The sequence below is a fragment of the Cloacibacterium sp. genome, assembly GCF_047601505.1.
In the GTDB taxonomy this organism is placed as follows: domain Bacteria; phylum Bacteroidota; class Bacteroidia; order Flavobacteriales; family Weeksellaceae; genus Cloacibacterium.
On the sequence record NZ_JASGJD010000001.1, the window covers coordinates 1,225,410 to 1,241,984 of the forward strand.

Annotated in this window: 14 protein-coding genes and 1 pseudogene; 6 read left to right on the top strand and 9 right to left on the bottom strand. The window is 30.9% G+C overall.

The genetic code is table 11. The features are described 5' to 3' along the window. Positions 1 to 31: 31 nt before the first annotated feature. Entirely contained in the window at positions 32 to 1,261 is a 1,230-nt protein-coding gene (locus QM746_RS05790) for an exo-beta-N-acetylmuramidase NamZ domain-containing protein (RefSeq protein ID WP_414983351.1), read from the bottom strand. Between the two features lie 4 nt (positions 1,262 to 1,265). On the opposite strand from QM746_RS05790, the pseudogene QM746_RS05795 reads away from it, so the two are divergent. Next, positions 1,266 to 2,496, top strand: a pseudogene (locus QM746_RS05795) (ABC transporter permease). Here the strand turns inward: QM746_RS05795 and QM746_RS05800 are convergent. From QM746_RS05800 to QM746_RS05835, 8 genes are all read right to left on the bottom strand, one after another. After that, positions 2,493 to 3,086 (bottom strand): DUF2202 domain-containing protein, encoded by a 594-nt coding sequence (locus QM746_RS05800; protein ID WP_414983352.1) that lies wholly within the window; start codon positions 3,084 to 3,086, stop codon positions 2,493 to 2,495. The pseudogene QM746_RS05795 and the gene QM746_RS05800 overlap by 4 nt on opposite strands. Continuing rightward, on the bottom strand, positions 3,087 to 4,424 hold the full coding sequence (locus tag QM746_RS05805; RefSeq protein ID WP_414983353.1) for a glycosyl transferase family 1: 1,338 nt from the start codon (positions 4,422 to 4,424) through the stop codon (positions 3,087 to 3,089). Between the two features lie 53 nt (positions 4,425 to 4,477). Then, a complete protein-coding gene (locus tag QM746_RS05810; protein WP_414983354.1) occupies positions 4,478 to 5,152 on the bottom strand; it encodes a hypothetical protein in 675 nt (224 codons plus the stop codon). 18 nt (positions 5,153 to 5,170) lie between these two features. After that, positions 5,171 to 7,759, bottom strand: a complete 2,589-nt coding sequence (locus QM746_RS05815) for a YfhO family protein (protein ID WP_414983355.1) — start codon at positions 7,757 to 7,759, stop codon at positions 5,171 to 5,173. Between the two features lie 52 nt (positions 7,760 to 7,811). Beyond that, complete coding sequence (locus tag QM746_RS05820) at positions 7,812 to 8,042, bottom strand: hypothetical protein (protein WP_374362105.1); 231 nt, start codon at positions 8,040 to 8,042, stop codon at positions 7,812 to 7,814. A 5-nt stretch (positions 8,043 to 8,047) separates the two neighbouring features. Then, positions 8,048 to 9,103 carry a DUF6263 family protein gene (locus tag QM746_RS05825; RefSeq protein ID WP_414983356.1) on the bottom strand — a complete coding sequence of 352 codons (1,056 nt, stop codon included), beginning with the start codon at positions 9,101 to 9,103 and terminating at the stop codon, positions 8,048 to 8,050. A gap of 118 nt (positions 9,104 to 9,221) precedes the next feature. Next, positions 9,222 to 9,950 (bottom strand): 23S rRNA (guanosine(2251)-2'-O)-methyltransferase RlmB, encoded by a 729-nt coding sequence (gene rlmB, locus QM746_RS05830; protein WP_414985124.1) that lies wholly within the window; start codon positions 9,948 to 9,950, stop codon positions 9,222 to 9,224. A gap of 279 nt (positions 9,951 to 10,229) precedes the next feature. Continuing rightward, positions 10,230 to 10,700, bottom strand: coding sequence for a DinB family protein (locus QM746_RS05835; protein ID WP_414983357.1), 471 nt, complete (start codon positions 10,698 to 10,700; stop codon positions 10,230 to 10,232). 289 nt (positions 10,701 to 10,989) lie between these two features. Here QM746_RS05835 and QM746_RS05840 point away from each other — a divergent pair, with 289 nt between their 5' ends. From QM746_RS05840 to QM746_RS05860, 5 genes are read left to right on the top strand one after another with little or no spacing between them, the layout of a single operon-like run. Continuing rightward, positions 10,990 to 11,994, top strand: coding sequence for an AAA family ATPase (locus QM746_RS05840; protein ID WP_414983358.1), 1,005 nt, complete (start codon positions 10,990 to 10,992; stop codon positions 11,992 to 11,994). A 37-nt stretch (positions 11,995 to 12,031) separates the two neighbouring features. Then, positions 12,032 to 13,720 (top strand): hypothetical protein, encoded by a 1,689-nt coding sequence (locus QM746_RS05845; RefSeq protein WP_414983359.1) that lies wholly within the window; start codon positions 12,032 to 12,034, stop codon positions 13,718 to 13,720. 49 nt (positions 13,721 to 13,769) lie between these two features. Continuing rightward, positions 13,770 to 14,633 carry a DUF58 domain-containing protein gene (locus tag QM746_RS05850; RefSeq protein ID WP_414983360.1) on the top strand — a complete coding sequence of 288 codons (864 nt, stop codon included), beginning with the start codon at positions 13,770 to 13,772 and terminating at the stop codon, positions 14,631 to 14,633. Positions 14,634 to 14,678: 45 nt separating this feature from the next. Next, a complete protein-coding gene (locus QM746_RS05855) occupies positions 14,679 to 15,590 on the top strand; it encodes a BatD family protein (protein ID WP_414983361.1) in 912 nt (303 codons plus the stop codon). Further along, positions 15,590 to 16,573: a vWA domain-containing protein gene (locus QM746_RS05860; RefSeq protein WP_414983362.1), complete on the top strand. Its 984-nt coding sequence runs from the start codon at positions 15,590 to 15,592 to the stop codon at positions 16,571 to 16,573. Before QM746_RS05855 ends, QM746_RS05860 begins: the two co-directional genes overlap by 1 nt. The last annotated feature ends 2 nt before the right edge of the window (positions 16,574 to 16,575 follow it).

Here is a 16,575-nt window from a genome sequence, read left to right on the forward strand (position 1 = left end):
CGGTTGCTTTTTTCGTTATTTCTGTATTTGTTTAATCTTCATAAATTCTATACTTCGTTCTAATTTTTTCGAAATTTTGTAAATCTTTTTTCCAAGAATTTCTAATTTCTTCTTCAGATTTTCCTTCTATAATTTGCTGTCTCAGCTCGTCTGTTCCGGCTAAAGTGTCAAACCAATAATTCTTACCAGAAGCAGGAAGTAAAAAGAAGTTTTTAGATTTTTTATCAAAGTTTTTATAGGCATTTATTACAAAACTAAGGTCTAATTTATCTTTAATTTCGGCGTAATTTCTTAAATCTTCTCCATGACAAATTTTACCATTGAGGAAAGGGTCTTTAGCCCCAAAATTGGGCTTTGGAGTAAATTTGAAATGATAATTTTTAAGCCATGGACTTCCAAAAACCTGAAACGGAAATTGAGTTCCACGTCCTACAGAAACTTGCGTTCCTTCGAAGAAACATAGGCTAGGATAGAGGTTTACAGATTTCTCATTCGGTAAGTTTGGAGACGGTTTTTCAGAGATAGGGTATCTTTGTTTTTTGTGATAATTTAGCATTGGGATAATACTGTATTTCGCCTGAATGCCATTTTTTAGCCATTTTTCTCCATTTACCATTTTGCCATATTCGCCAATGGTAAGTCCATACACCACTGGAACGGGATGCAAACCAACAAAACTTGTCCATTTTTCTTTCAAAATTGGACCATCTATGTATCCGTCGTGAGGATTTGGTCTGTCTAAAACCATTACTTCAATATTATTTTCGGCAGCAGCTTCCATCACGTAAGTAAGGGTAGAAATATAGGTGTAAAACCTTGCGCCAACATCTTGAATGTCAAATAAAATGAGATCAACACCTTGTAATTGTTCTGGTTTTGGCTTCTTGTTATCTCCATAAAGTGAAACAATTGGCAAACCAGTTTTGGTGTCGATTCCGTTTTTTACATGTTCGCCAGCATCTGCATTTCCTCGGAAACCATGTTCCGGAGCAAAAATTTCTTTAATCTTGATATTGTTTTTAACCAAAAAATCTACCAAATGCGTTTTATCTGAAAGCAAACTAGTTTGATTGGCAACTACAGCAATATTTTTATTTTTTAATAATTTTAAATACAATTCTGGTCGGTCTGCAGCTGTTTTGAAACAATTTTGAGAATTATTTTGTGTCTGAGCAGATAAATTTGATAAAGATGTGTACACAATTCCAAAAAATATTGGCAGAATACGAAGTAAATTTTTAATTTTGAGACTTAAATCCATTGCATTGAAATTTCCTATATATTTTTCTAAAAAAATAGCTTTTTCCAAAGATAACAAAAATAATCTTTCCCGAGTTATTGTTTTTATTGGCAGATTGTCTGTTGCGCTTGGCGTTATAGTTTCTCTAATTACCGTTTCTACAGGTTTGGGCTCTAAAAAGGCAATAGAAAGCAGATTGGCTAATTTTTCTGGACATATTTCTATTAAATCTACCAGAAGTAATTCTTCTTACAATTCTTCGGTTTTGAATAAAGACGAATTAAAACTTAATGATATTAAAAATTTAGAAGAAGTAAACGGAACTCAATCTTATGCTACGGTTTCGGGGATTTTAAGAACCGAAGAGTAATTTTGATGGTGTTATTTTGAAAGGCGTAGCCAAAGATTTTGATGCAGAAAGATTTCAAGATTTTATGGTTTCTGGCGAGATTCCAAAGTTTACCGAAGAAGGTTATAATAATCAGGTAATTTTGTCGCAAAAAATTGCAGACGATTTACACCTGAAAGCTAAAGACAGCATTGTAGCTATTTTTTCTAAAGAAGACCAAAAGCCGATTTATAGAAAATTTGAAATTGCTGGAATTTACAAAACAGACATTAAAATGATTGACGATTTGTTTATCATTGGAGACATCAATCACGTAAGGAAAATTCAAGATATGGCGAAAGATGATGTGGGTGGAGTAGATGTTTTTTTGAAAAACTCATCTTATATTGACGAAGTTTTTCCTAAAATTGAAAAATTAATTGGTTATAAAAATTTCGCCGAAAAAGCAACCGATAAATATCCTCAAATTGTAGATTGGATAGGACTTTTTGATACTAATATTGGTTTAATTATCACGATTTTATTAATTGTTGTAGTCATTAATATCATCATGGTTTTGCTTATTCTCATCATCGAAAGAACTAATTCTATTGGTATGCTGAAAACACTTGGAGCAACCAACGGACAAATTAGAGCGGTTTTTATTAATTACACTTTGCTTATTATGGTTCCAGGATTAATTTTCGGAAATGTAATAGGAATTGGGCTTTTACTCATCCAAAGATTTTTCGGAATTATAAAACTCAACCCAGAGAATTATTATGTAAGCACCGTTCCTGTTGACCTTAACCCAATTTATATTATTGCAATTTCAGTTGGTATTTTGGCAGTTTCGGCTTTAGCTTTAATATTGCCGAGTTATCTTATTTCTAAAATTTCTCCTGTTATAGCCATTAAATACAATTAATCGTACTGAAGTCCGCAAGAAGTAACGGCGCCGTTTACAATATTATTAAATTTTTTACCAGAAATATATTGGTGACTGTAATTTTCGTGTTTTTCTTTTAAAGCTCTGTAAAATACAAAAAGATGATTTTTGGTGCCACATTCTACGCCGTTTGCCGCTTCTCTTATCGCAGATTTACTGCTGGTTCGTCTTACCGTATAAATGTCGTTAAGGTTTAATTCTTCAATTTTAAGTGCAGTTCTAAGAGCCGAAATTTCATCAATTCCTTCAGAAATAAATTGATTTTTAAGGTTTTCGGTTTCTGTTACAGCATCATTTTCATCTACCGAAATATTTTGTTTGGCTAAAATATTTTTCCAAATATCAATGTGTTTTTGCTTTCTCTTGGCAATATTCCCGAAAAGATTATTTTTGTATTGCTGATAGAAATTTTCGTAAACGTCTTTTGCAATTTTCTCTTTACCAATAAGTTGAGTAATGGTGGTGATTTCTTTTTCGTTGAGAAGATTAGCATTTCTTACAGTTTTCGGTTGCATTAAAGAACACGAAATCAATAAAAAACTTAGCAAAAAATTGTATAATAATTTCATTTAAAAAAGTTGTTTATTCATCAAATCTACTAATTTTTGAGTCAAGTTTTTTCTAGAAAATTGCTCTATATTTTCTGCATTTTTGTTGAGATTACCAGATTTCCAATTTTGATAAGTTTCTACAATAAAATTCTTTAGACTCTCTTTTTCGTCATAACCAAAATGTTTTCCTGCTTTGGTTTCAGATAAGATTTTTTCTACGTCAGCATCTTTTGGTCCGAAAGAAAGAATGGTTTTTCCTGTAGCCAAATATTCGAAAATTTTCCCAGGAATAATTCCTTTTGAAGAATCTTGCGGAAAATTTGTCATCAATAAAACTGAAGAATTTTGCATTTCTTGTAATGCTTGTTCATGAGGCAAATAGCCAAGATATTTAATATTTTGGTTAATGCCAATATGAAAAAGAGACTGCTGAATTTTGTTATCAACTTTTCCTACAAATTTTAATTCAAAATCATTTGAAAACTCCTTGTTTTCACACATTATTTCATATAAAGTCCACCAGAGATTTCCCGGATCTCTTAATTGCTCCAAAACTCCAACATAGCTTAGAGTGAATTTAGTGGTAGAATTGTAGAGTGGTAGAGTAGTAGAGTTTTTATTCTCCCATTCTTCCATTCTCCCATTCTCCAACTCAACATCGAATCCATTCGTAATACAAAACGCATTTGCTCCTTTTTTTCTGAAATTTTCCGCATCTGTGTAGCTTGTCGCCAAAGTTATATCTGCATTTTTGAAGACTTCTGCTTCTAAATTTCGATGTTTTTTATCGGCAAATTTGGTAAGTTTCAAGTGTTTGTAATACGAAATTTCCGTCCAAGGATCTCGGAAATCTGCAATCCATTTTAAATTGGGTAATTTTTTCTTTAAACCGAGACCTATCAAATGCAAAGAATGCGGTGGTCCTGTAGTAATCAGAGCATCGTAATGATTGGCTTTCAGGTATTTTTCTAAAAATTCTACCGAAGGTTTTACCCAAAAAACTCTTGCATCAGGAATAAAAAAATTTCCTCTCACAAAAATTGAAAGTTTGGCTTTCCAAGACTGATTTTCGCCTACATCAAACTGTCCGGCTTTGAATTTTTTATTGTCTTTCCCAAATTTTTCTGCCAATTGATAAGGTTCCCAAATTTTGGTTTTTATCATTTTCAGATTTACAGGAACATCTTTTTGCAATGTTTCATCTACAATTGGATAACTCGGATTTTCTGGAATAAAAACCGTAGGTTCCCAACCGAATTCTGGTAAATATTTTACAAATTTTAACCAACGTTGCACTCCTGGTCCGCCAGCTGGAGGCCAGTAATATGAGATGATGAGTATTTTTTTTTGTTCCAAGGTTTTGTTTTATTTTGTAGAGACAAGTCTCGACTTGTCTAAAATGGAAGATTTTATAAAATTGTATTGTATTGAAGTTTTGATTTTTCAATATCTAACATGTCCGAAAAAATATTTTTAATGATTTCTTTTACTTCTTTTGGATTATAAGTTTCGGGATTTTTTCTTGCAAATTTATAGTCCTTTTTTACCATAAGTTTTGATAACTCACCAACAGTGATTGCGTAAAATTCTTTACCAAAATCTTGAGCGATTTTTAAACAGAAAATTCCAATCACAAATAAGAATAATCCTAATAAAAATTGATTGAAAAAATAGTAAATTGATAATATTATTAAAATTGCAGATATTAATGAAAATTTAAAATTAGGTTTTAAAAAGTTCACTTCTGTTTTGAGTTTATCTTTTAAGATAGATACTTTTTTTATTCTATTTTTAGATGGAAATATATTTTCTAATTGTGTTTTAGGATTTATTTTTTCAAAAGGAATGTTAAATTCTTCAATGAAAATTTTTCTTAATTTATAAAATGTTTGTTGAGAAGAACAATCTTCGGTTTCTGTTCCTTCTATTTTATTTAAAACTAAATTTTCAAAATCTCCATAAGTTTTCACTTTTTCAAAATCTCTTTCATCAAATTTTAAATGAAAAGTTTTTTCAATAGCAATAACTACTTCATCAATATCAAGAGAATCATAGCTCGATAAAATTCCTTTTTCTTTTTTCATATTCCAAAATTTTTTTAATTACGAATTTTGAAATTTCATAGAAATTTCGGACAAGTCCCGACTTGTCCCTTCATATTTTCTGTATAACCAAAAAATTCCCAAAAGCGAAAGCAATACAAACAATCCAAAAGCAATCATAGAAATTGTTTTTCCTTTGGTAATAACTTCTGGTTCGAAAAGCATTTTTATGGTATGATTTCCTGCAGGAACGTAAACAGCTCTCAATAAATAATCTGCTTTTATATAAGGAACTTCTTTTTCGTCCACAAACATTTTCCAACCTTTTGGATAGTAAATTTCTGATAAAACTGCCAATTGTGGCGTTTTAGATTGTGTTTTAAATTCTAATTCGTTGGCTTGATATTTCGTTAAATCTAAAAATGCGGTAGAATCTGCAGCAATCGTTTTACCTTCAAAATATTTTTTATCATCAGAAGAAATTACAGCAGTTTTTTTAGTATCAATGCTTCCAATTTCGTCTATTTCTTCGTTTGGAGAATTTACAAATTTAATATCCGAAACAAACCAGGCGTTTCCGTTTGCCTTAGGATTAATTTGAATTTGAGGCTGTTCTACAGTTCCGCCAACAACATATTTTGTGTTGAGTAAACTCAAAATATTAGGAATTTGAGCAGATTTTGTAGAATCTTCGGCATAGAAATAATGATTGATTAAATCGTCGTATCTTCTTAGTTTCACCGCATGATAACCTCCTACAGAAGATTTGAAATAAGAAGTATTGGTTTCGCCAAAAGGCCCTAAAATCTGATTAAAAATTCTATAATGGTTTTTATCTTTATCGGCAATTTCTTGTAAAGCTTTATTCATATTCGCTCTAGAAAGTAAATCGAGCAAGAAGGTATTGTTTCCTGCTTTACTTGCCAAATATTCGTTGTTTTCGGTAACGTAAGGCTCTTGAGCAAGAGTTTTGTCAACAAAATTATCATTGTTCAGATAACGTTTGTCCACCGTCCAAAGGTCTAATAAACTTACCAAACCAATAATAACTAAAGCTATATTTTGAGACAATTTTTTCTTAAGACTTAAAAATAAAACGCCAAAAGTAATCAGAACATAAATAAATGCTTTTATGGCATCAATTCTAAGCATTCTGGCTCTTTCGTCTTTAATTACGGTCATTATAAAATCAGGGATTTTTCCTGTTTCTGAAGAATTTTCAAAACCAAATAAACTTTTAGCAAAAAGAATAATCAGCAATGTAAATCCTAAAACACCACCACCAACGTACAATAGAATTTTTTGTTTGTAAGCTTTGGTCATTAATTCGGAAGAATCATCGTTGTAAAATCTGTACAATCCGATAATGGCAATTAAAGGGAATAATAATTCTACAACCACTAAAATGGAAGATGGCGCTCTAAATTTATTGTAAAGTGGAACGTAATCTATAAATATATCTGAAAGTGGTAAAAAATTGCTTCCCCAAGCCAAAAGAATTGAAAGGATAGAAGCTCCTAAAATCCAATAACGGTATTTTCTGTTGGCAAAGAAAAAACCTAAAATTGCCAGAAAAATAACTACAGCTCCTTGATATGCAGGTCCCGAAGTTCCTGGTTGATCGCCCCAATACATTGGCACGCCATTTACAACTTGGCCGAAAACACCTTGAATTTGTTCTTCGTCGTTGGTTTGGTTTTCAAGAGAAGTTCTTAATTCTTTTTTGAATTCGTCTGAAACTTCTTCCGTAGAACTTCCTCCTAATAATCTCGGAATGAAAAGGTTAAGTGTTTCTGTTTTTCCGTAACTCCAATTGAGGATTTCTTGTTTTTTCATTCCGTCATCATCTTTAGAATTATGAGCGGATTTAAGAATTTGTTTTCCTCTTACGGTTTCTTTTACGTATTCTGAATTAGCTAAAAGTCTTTGAGAATTCATCCCAACTCCCAAAATCATTGCCAAACCTAATATTCCCGAAGAAATAAAGAAATGTTTCCATTCTGTTTTTCCTTTTGCGGCTCTTACCAATTCTGAAATGAATAAAAATGCTAACGCTAAGAAGAGGTAATATGTCATTTGAGGGTGATTGGCGCAAATTTGCAAGCCCATAAAAAGTGAAGTGACAATAAAACCGAGAATATATTTTTTACGAATATAAACCAATAAAATTCCTGCCAAAAGTGGCGCAAAGTAAACCAATGTAGCAGCTTTACCATTATGACCAGCTGCAATAATAATATAAAAATAAGTAGATAATCCGAAGAAAGTAGCGCCGAGAAGTGCGTATTTCCAATTTTTGGTTACTACATAACCGAGTAAGAAAAATCCTGCAAAAAATAGAAAGATAAAGTTAGCAGGTTTTGGTAAAAAGTTGAAAACATCGTCTATTTTTTTGATGACATCACCTCTAAATTGTGCTCCGGTTTGATAAGTTGGCATTCCTCCGAACATAGAATCACTCCAATAGGTTTCTTGCTCGTTGTTGGCTCTGTAATCCAAAAGTTCTTTTGCGCCGCCTTTGTATTGTACAATATCGTGTTGCAAAAGCTGTTTCCCCGAAATAATAGGATTGGCATAAGCTACCGCCAAAAGAATGAAAACAACCAAACTTATAGCTACGAAAATAATATTCTTATTTTTAAAATTCATTGTTTAAAATTTATGTTCAGAATTTATAAGGTTTCAACTAAAATTACCGATTTTATTTTTCTTCTTTCACTTCTTCAAAATCTACCGTTTCTGCATCCCAATGTACGTTTTCTTTTATGGTTTTCTTTTGAGAATTTGGTCTTGAGTTTTGCTGATTTTTAGGATTGAATTGAGGAAAATTTTTGTAAAAAGCATTAAAAAATATTCTCTTCAAGATATTCCACACGAAGAAAATAATAATGGTTGCTAAAATTATTTCGATTAAATATTTGATAACAGACATTTTTCTTAAAATTTATAACTAGGATTGATTGAAACCAAAGAGCTAGATTTTTTGCTCAAAGATTGAGATTGTTTTCCGTCTGAAAGACTTTCTTTTTGAGATGTAGTTAAGTTTAATTTTGTACCCAAAATCCAACCCGTATTGGCGTCAATTCTGATGGTTCCGTTTTGGCTACCTTCAAGGCTTATTTCGTGAGACATTCCGTCTTTAGCTTGTTTTTTATCTTTTTTAGGAATTCCACCTTTAATAGAGATTTCTGCAATTCCGTTTTCTACTTTTGTAAGGGTGTAAGTAGTTGTAATTTTGATGCTTCCATCTGGAGTTACATTTTCAGATTCAGACCAACTTTGTCCTATTTTTGCACCTTTCACAGGGAAAATGTTGATGTTTTTTCCAAATTGTTCTTTCAAAGATTTTTCGCTAAAGCTTAGTTTAAAACCTTCCATAAAACTTTTTGTTTGTGCAGCGTCTTTAATAATAGAACTTGCCGCTTTGTTTATTTTTTGATAAATAGGTTCGAAACCAGTAATGGAAAGGATTTTACCATGTTTATCCATTTTCATATTCAGTTTGTTTCCTACTTGAGCTTTTTGCACTTCCCACATAAATTTTTGTTGAGGATCACTCGGTGCAGCCCCTTTTGTATCGATAGTTTGGGTTTTTCCTTGCGCTGAAGCAGACATTCTTTTGCCTACTAAATTCATTGTAATGTCATAGTTACCTTTTTCGTCTATGCCATTTACCGTAAAATTCATTTCGTCTGTAGATTCGTTAGTTCCTGTCATAGATTTTGAGCCATCAGACATGGTTTGAGTATCTCTTTGGTAAGTAGTGAAAGGATAAGTTTTGCCTTTTTCTAGTTTAAAAGTAGAATAATATATGCCCAAAGAATCTTTAATGGCAGGGTTTGCAACCGTAGCTGTTTCTCCAGATTTTTCTGCCGGAACTTCTACTGTAATGGTTTTTCCTGTTTTAGGATCAACCTTTGTAACTGTTTTTGTCTCTTTATTACAAGAGATAATTGCTATAGAAAGCAGCGCAAATGCTGTTATTTTTTTCATTTAATAAATTTTAATTATATGTTTTGAAGCAATAATCTTGCCTTTTTATTTACTTTTAGTAGTGCTTATGCAACTCTTTTTTCAGTTTTTATTTAATAAATTGACAAATTATCTAACTCTAAAATTCTCCTATCATCTTCTGCCTCACCGCTTCATATAAAATAGCTCCACAAGCTACAGAAACGTTTAGAGATTGCGTTTTTCCTGTAATTGGAAGTTTTATTTTTTCGTCTGCATGATGTAGAACTTCTTTAGAAATTCCGGTTTCTTCATTTCCCATTACAATCGCGCAAGGTTCGGAGAAATCTGCATTATAAATTAATTTTTCTGCTTTTTCTGTTGCTGCAAAAACGGTAACGCCAGATTGTTGAAGAAAATCTACCGCGTGAGCCAAATTATTTTCTTTGCAAATTTTTACATTGTACAATGCACCAGCAGAGGTTTTTATTGCATCCGAATTTATAGGAGCTGCGCCTTTATCAGGAATTACAATCGCATCAATACCAACACATTCTGCGGTTCTGGCAATCGCTCCAAAATTTCTTACATCTGTTAATCTGTCTAAAATTAATAGAAACGGAGTTTTTCCTTCTTCAAAAATTTGAGGTAAAATATCTTCAATTTTATAGAATGGAATTTCTGAAATAAACGCCACAACACCTTGGTGATTTTTTCTCGTAAAACGATTCAGCTTCTCTACGGGAACCGTGTTTGGACGAATATTGTATTTTTTTAGTAATTTTTTTAATTCGGAATAAATATCGCCTTGTAAACCTCCTTGTACAAAGATTTTATCAATGGTTTTGCCCGCTTCTATTGCTTCCATCACAGGTCTTAACCCGAAAATGAAGTCTTCTTTTTCGTTTTTTGATTCGTTTTCCGAATTTTGATGGTTGTCGAAGCGAGGTTTTCTATCGAAATTTTTAGAATTAAAATTTCTTTTCTCTCCCGAATTGTATTTTTTATTGAATTCTCCCAATTTTTTAATTTTTTTAATATGAATTCTTTTTGTGTCGTTCCTACGGAACTTAAAAAAATGTGTTTTATATTTTCTGCTACAAACCTAATGCTCTTACAGAGCAATAAAAAGTTTTTTTTTCTTCCGACTTTGGTCTTCTGACTTTCTCTAAAATTCTTCTCCAATCAAAGCACGTTTTTGAGCCATTACATATCCAAAATGAAGACTTTCGTGCATGTTGTTGAAAATAATGGCATCTTGAATATTTTTTAAATCTATTCCGAAACTTGTAGAATATGCGGTATAATCTGTAAAGAAATCGTCGTCATAGTCTTTCATTAAAATTTTTGAAGTTTCGATGAGTAAAAATCCTAAATCTTCTACTTCAGATTCAGAAACATTAAGGTTTGCAAGAGTTCCTTTTTTATAATTTTCTACCCAATATTTATCAATTCTAAAAGGATTTCCGCTTAGGTAATAGCAAAGCAATTGTTGTGTTGCTACGCAGTGTGCGATATTCCAATAGATATTATTGTTGAAACCATCTGGTATGGTAACCAAATCTTTTTGAGAAGTGTTTTGTAATATTTTAAGTAAATTTTTTCTTACGGCTCTGTGATTTTGAAAATGAGTGTTCATTTGTCTAAATATTTTAATCTCCAAAAATACTGAAATTGAACGGAAGATGGAAGTTGGAAGATGGAAGTTTTTTATAAAATATTCTTAAAGTTTTTTTATTGTTTTAATTTATTGAAAATCAATATTTTAGTGATATTTTTTATACAGAAGAAATTGTCAATTTTTTAACTTATGACTTCTGATTTCCAACTTCCGACTTTTTTTAACAAACTTTAACCAAAAATTGGCATTAATTGTGTGGCTGTTTGCCCGAAAATAGTGAAATTTACACTCTAATTTTTCTAAAATTATGCAAGAAATAAATCAAGCAGAAGATATTAAACAATTAACAGAAAAAGTAAAAGAACAAAACATCTATTTTTCTTTACTGAAAAAGGAAATAAACAGAGCAATTATTGGGCAAGAATACATGGTAGATAGGCTTTTGGTAGGCTTATTAGGAAATGGGCATGTTTTGCTAGAAGGTGTGCCTGGTTTGGCAAAAACTTTGGCTATTAAAACGCTTTCCGAAGCTGTACACGGCGAATTTTCTAGAATTCAGTTTACGCCAGATTTGTTGCCTGCTGATGTGGTAGGAACGCAAATTTATAATGTAAAAGAAAACGATTTTTCGATTAAAAAAGGTCCTGTTTTTGCAAATTTTGTGTTGGCAGACGAAATTAATCGTGCTCCTGCAAAAGTACAATCTGCACTTTTGGAAGTAATGCAAGAAAAACAAGTTACCATTGGTGATGAAACCATGAAATTACCAACGCCATTTTTGGTTTTGGCAACTCAAAATCCTATTGACCAAGAAGGAACTTATCTTTTGCCAGAAGCGCAAACCGACCGTTTTATGCTGAAATGTAAGATTGATTATCCTGAATTTGAAGACGAAAGACAAGTGATGAGAATGGTTTCAACACAAGAAATTCCTCAGATAAAACCTGTAATTTCTTTGGAACAAATAGTTGAGGCTAAGAAAATTATCAATCAAATTTATTTGGACGAAAAAATAGAAAAATATATTCTTGATATGGTTTTCGCGACTAGATTTCCAGAAAAATATGAACTTTCTGAACTTAAAAGTTATATCAGTTTTGGAGCGTCGCCAAGAGCTTCTATCAATTTAGCGATTGCTTCTCGAGCTTTTGCTTTCTTAAAAGGAAGAGCTTTCGTAATTCCAGAAGATGTAAAAGCAATTGCAAAAGATGTTCTTCGTCACAGAATTGGTTTAAGTTTTGAAGCGGAAGCAGAAGATGTAGATGCAGACGCAATTGTAGATAAAATTTTAGGAAAGGTTTCTGCTCCTTAATTGAAAATTGAGAATTGAAAGTTGAAAACGTTTTAAAATGCTCAAGAAGATATTTTTTTTAGGTTTTGTTTATTTCTCAATTTTTGTTTTTGGACAACAAAAATTTGATCCTCAGATTTTGGTTTTGCCAGTGTCTGAAAAAATATATGATAAAAATTTTGGAAAAGATATTTCAAAATTAAATCAAGATATAAGAAATAACAATAGAGCTGGAGAATTGTTTACAGAAGGAGATAATCCTGAAAATATAAGGATATACCAAAAGAGTTTAAATGATTTTGTTAAACAATTAGACTTTTTTAATACAGTTTCTGTTGGTTCTTCTGGTTTTCTATTTTATAGATTTTATGAACATTTTCCAAATGTTTTGATAAAACTTTCTACTGAAAAAAGTAACGGAAGTTTAGAAAATTTAAAATCTATTTCTGAAAAAGAGACTACTCAATATGTTTTAAATTTTCCTTTAGTCAAAATTTATAAAGAAAAAGGAAAAACTTTTGCTGATGTAAAAGTTCAATTGTATGATAATAGTAAGAAAAGTATTGTTTTAGAACAAATTTACAAAGGCGGATTGTATAATCCTGGTTTTGAGTTTTCTTGCGATGGGAAGTCTTTAAATTGTTGTATTAATAATGCGCTTTCACAGGCTTTAGACGATATTATTAAAGAAGTAGCAATGAATAATGTTACTCTTAAAAATAATAGAGAGATAGCATACAATAGAAATGTTTTTTTGAAAGACAATTATTTAAACAAAGATTTTAATGCGGATTTTCTTAAAAATATTATTGCTGAAAAAGATGAAAATATAGATTTAAAAGATATTTATCAATTAATTACAAATGAAGATAAAACTAAATTTGTAGGATTTTTTTTAAAGCAAGGAATAAGTCAGGATTTTATGAGTTTGCAAAAAAACAATAAGGATAAGAATGTGAAAATTTTGACAGATACTGATATCAAAGATCCTAATTATTTTAAAGAAAATCACTCCAATTATGCTTATATTGTAGAAGGTGTAAAATACAATGGAAATTGGTTTTATAGAAAAAGTAATGTTACTTATTTTAATTCAAAGAATTATGACGAAGCAAAACTATATTTTTTGAATAATTTACAAACTTTAAATTTTTTCAAGGAAAATTCTACAGAATTTAATTCTGATTTTTGGGAAACAAATCTATTTAGTAAAGTTGAAGATTTGAAGAAAGATAAAGATTGGGATAATTATGGAGAAAGCATTTGGAAAGAAGATGATCTTAATAATCGTGATTATATTTGTCTTTACGAAATAGTTGCGGATAAGTTGAGAGATGATAAAACTAAATCCAACGAGAGTTTTGAAAAAGATAGATTAGAGAATTTTTACAAACCTTATTATGAAACTTTATTAAAAAATAAGTCAATTTCTAAATATTCAGAACACTCTTTAATTTTTCCAATAGAAAGAAATAAATCTATCAACCCTGTTTTGTTTACTGAAAATAAAAATACATTAACAATCCATTATTTTGTAGAAAGCAATGGTACTTTATATGAGTGGAACTATTTTCCTTCAAAAACAATTAAAGACAAATTAGATTTTGGTGAAACTGTTGTTAATGATATGGAAAAACTTACTGATTGGAATTTTTCTGTTGATAATTTAAATGATGAAAATTTTTGGAATAATTATGTTTTTAAAAAATCAGGTGATGTTTATCTTTATTTAAAAAAGATAAAGTAAATTGTTAATCATCATTTATCACTTATCATTTATCACTTACAAAAAAGAGATGCAAATAAAAGATATTGTAAAAAAAGTAAAACAAATAGAAATTCGTACTAGAAAAAGAACGGAAAATACTTTGATGGGGCAATATCACAGTGCTTTTAAAGGACAAGGGATGACTTTTGCCGAGGTTCGTCCGTATCAATCTGGCGACGATATTAGAAGAATAGATTGGAATAAAACAGCTCGTTTCAAAGAACCTTATGTAAAAGTAATGGAAGAAGAGCGTGAGCTTACCATGATGTTGATGGTAGATATTTCAGCTTCTATGAATTATGGAACTAAAATAGAGTTGAAACGAGATTTAGTGGCAGAAATTTGTGCTAGTTTGGGGTTTTCGGCTTCAGGAAATAATGATAAAGTTGGGCTTATTTTGTTTGCCGATAAAGTATATAAGGTAATTCCTCCACAAAAAGGGAAAAAACATATTTTGGCAATTATTTCTACGATTCTTACAGCAGATTATGTGGAAGCAGAAGCTAATGTTGATGCTGCTTTAGAATACATGATGCACGTTTTCAAAAAGAAATCTTTGGCTTTTCTTTTCTCAGATTTTTCTGATGAATTTGATGATAAGTTGCTTAAAATTGCTTCAAAAAAACATCAGTTGTTAGGATTGAGAATTTATGATGAAAAGGATAATGAAATCCCGGATGTTGGATACGCTTTTTTTAGAGATATTGAAACGGGGAAACAAATTTGGGTAAATACTTCTAGTAAAAGATGGCGTTATAATTACGCAGAATCTCAGAAGCAAAAAATTAGAGATATAAAAGATGCTTTTGAGAAGAGTTCTGCAAGTTTTGTGGAAGTAAAAGCAGAAGACGATTATACAAGATTGTTGTACAATTATTTTCAGAAGAGATAAATTTTATAATTTACTGAGTCTTCTTATTTTAATAATGTTTGAAAAATGAATTTAATTTCAAAAAAAATAAAAATATTTTTCTTTATTTTTCTAAGTGTTGTGGCGTTTTCGCAGACACTTTCTTCTAATCTTTCGAAGGATAAAGTTGCACTGGGAGAAAAAGTGGTTTTTAGAGTTTCTGTTAATGATTTGCATGGCAGAGATGTAATTTCTATGCCCAAAAATGAGTTGATGCCTTTTCATTTTGAAGAAACAAAAGACGAGATTAATAAAACGTTTGATAATTACAGCAGAACGGTAGAATTTCAGATTTTTGAGGAAGGTAAATTTACGATTCCGCCATTAGAATTTTCTGTTAATGGAGACGTTTTGAAAACAATTCCTTACGAGATTACGGTTTATAATCCTGTAAATGCAGATGATAAGATTAACGATATTATGAACAATAAGCAAGTTAATCTCGGATGGAACGATTATTGGGAAATGTACAAATGGTACGCTTTAGCTGCATTGGCGATTGTTGCTTTGCTATTCGTTGTTTTAGGATTGTTCAAAAATGGCGTTTTCAAAAAGAATAATAAAACGAAACTTCCCATTCATAAAACTTTAATAGATTTAAAAAATCTTGAAAAGAAAAAATACGCCGAAAATGGCAATTTCAGGATGTTTTATGTAGAATTGATAGACATTACCAGAGCATTTATTACTCAGCAATATCACATTCCGGCAGATGTTTTATTGACGGATGATTTGATTGATTTAATGAAAAATACCAATAAAATCTCTTCTGAAAACGAAAAAGTAGTGGAAGATGTTTTCTTGAGAGGAGATATGGTGAAATTTGCGAAAATTTTCCCAAATCAAGACATGATGAAGAAAGATTTTAAAGAAATTTATGATTTTGTAGAACGTTCTACCAAAGATTTGGAAGCAGAACATTTAAGAGAGATAAGCTAATGAATTTTGAGTTTCACAGTCCATATTTTTTATTGCTCTTTTTGGTATTTATTCCTTTAATTATTAAAGATTTTGCCAAGAAGAAAAAGTTGGGAATTAATGTTTCCACAACCAAAAATATGTTGGTAGCAGGAAATTTCAATTGGATTCAAAAATTTCTGAAAATTACCAAATATATCATTCTTTCGGGGCTTATTTTAGCTTTGGCAAGACCAAGAACTTTTAGTATTTCAGACGATAGAGACGAGACCAAAGGTGTAGATATTTTCTTGGCGGTAGATGTTTCTCCGAGTATGTTAGCAAAAGATTTAGAGCCAGACAGAATTACCGCTCTTAAAAATATTGCCAAAGATTTTGTTAAAAAAAGAACTTCAGACAGAATAGGTTTGGTAGAATATTGGGGCGAAGCCATTACAAAAGTTCCGCTTACATCAGACCATCAAGTGATTTTAGACGAATTAAACGAGATGAATCCTAGCTTAGATTTGTCTGGTACTGCAATAGGAGAAGGACTTTCGGTTGCCGTTAATCATCTTAAAAATAGCAAGTCGAAAAGTAAAATTATAATTTTAATGACAGACGGAGTAAATACCGTTCCTAATGCAATGCCTCCACAAATTGCAGGAGAATTGGCGAAAAATTATGGTATTAAAGTTTACACCATCGGAATTGGAACTAATGGATATGCACTTTTCCCTGTGATAGATGTTTTCGGGATTAGTTTTGAAGAACAAAAAGTAGAAATAGACGAAGCTACACTGTCTGAAATTTCAAAAATAACAGGTGGAAAATACTTTAGAGCTACTTCTAATGAAAGTTTGGAAAGCATTTACAACGAAATTGATACGTTAGAAAAATCTAAAATTAAAACCAATAAAGTGTATAATTATGATGAATATTTCAGAGTTTTTCTATGGATTTCCTTGGTTTTTCTAGTGATTGATGCTGTAATGAGATGGAGATTTTTTAGAACTTTTAATTAAGA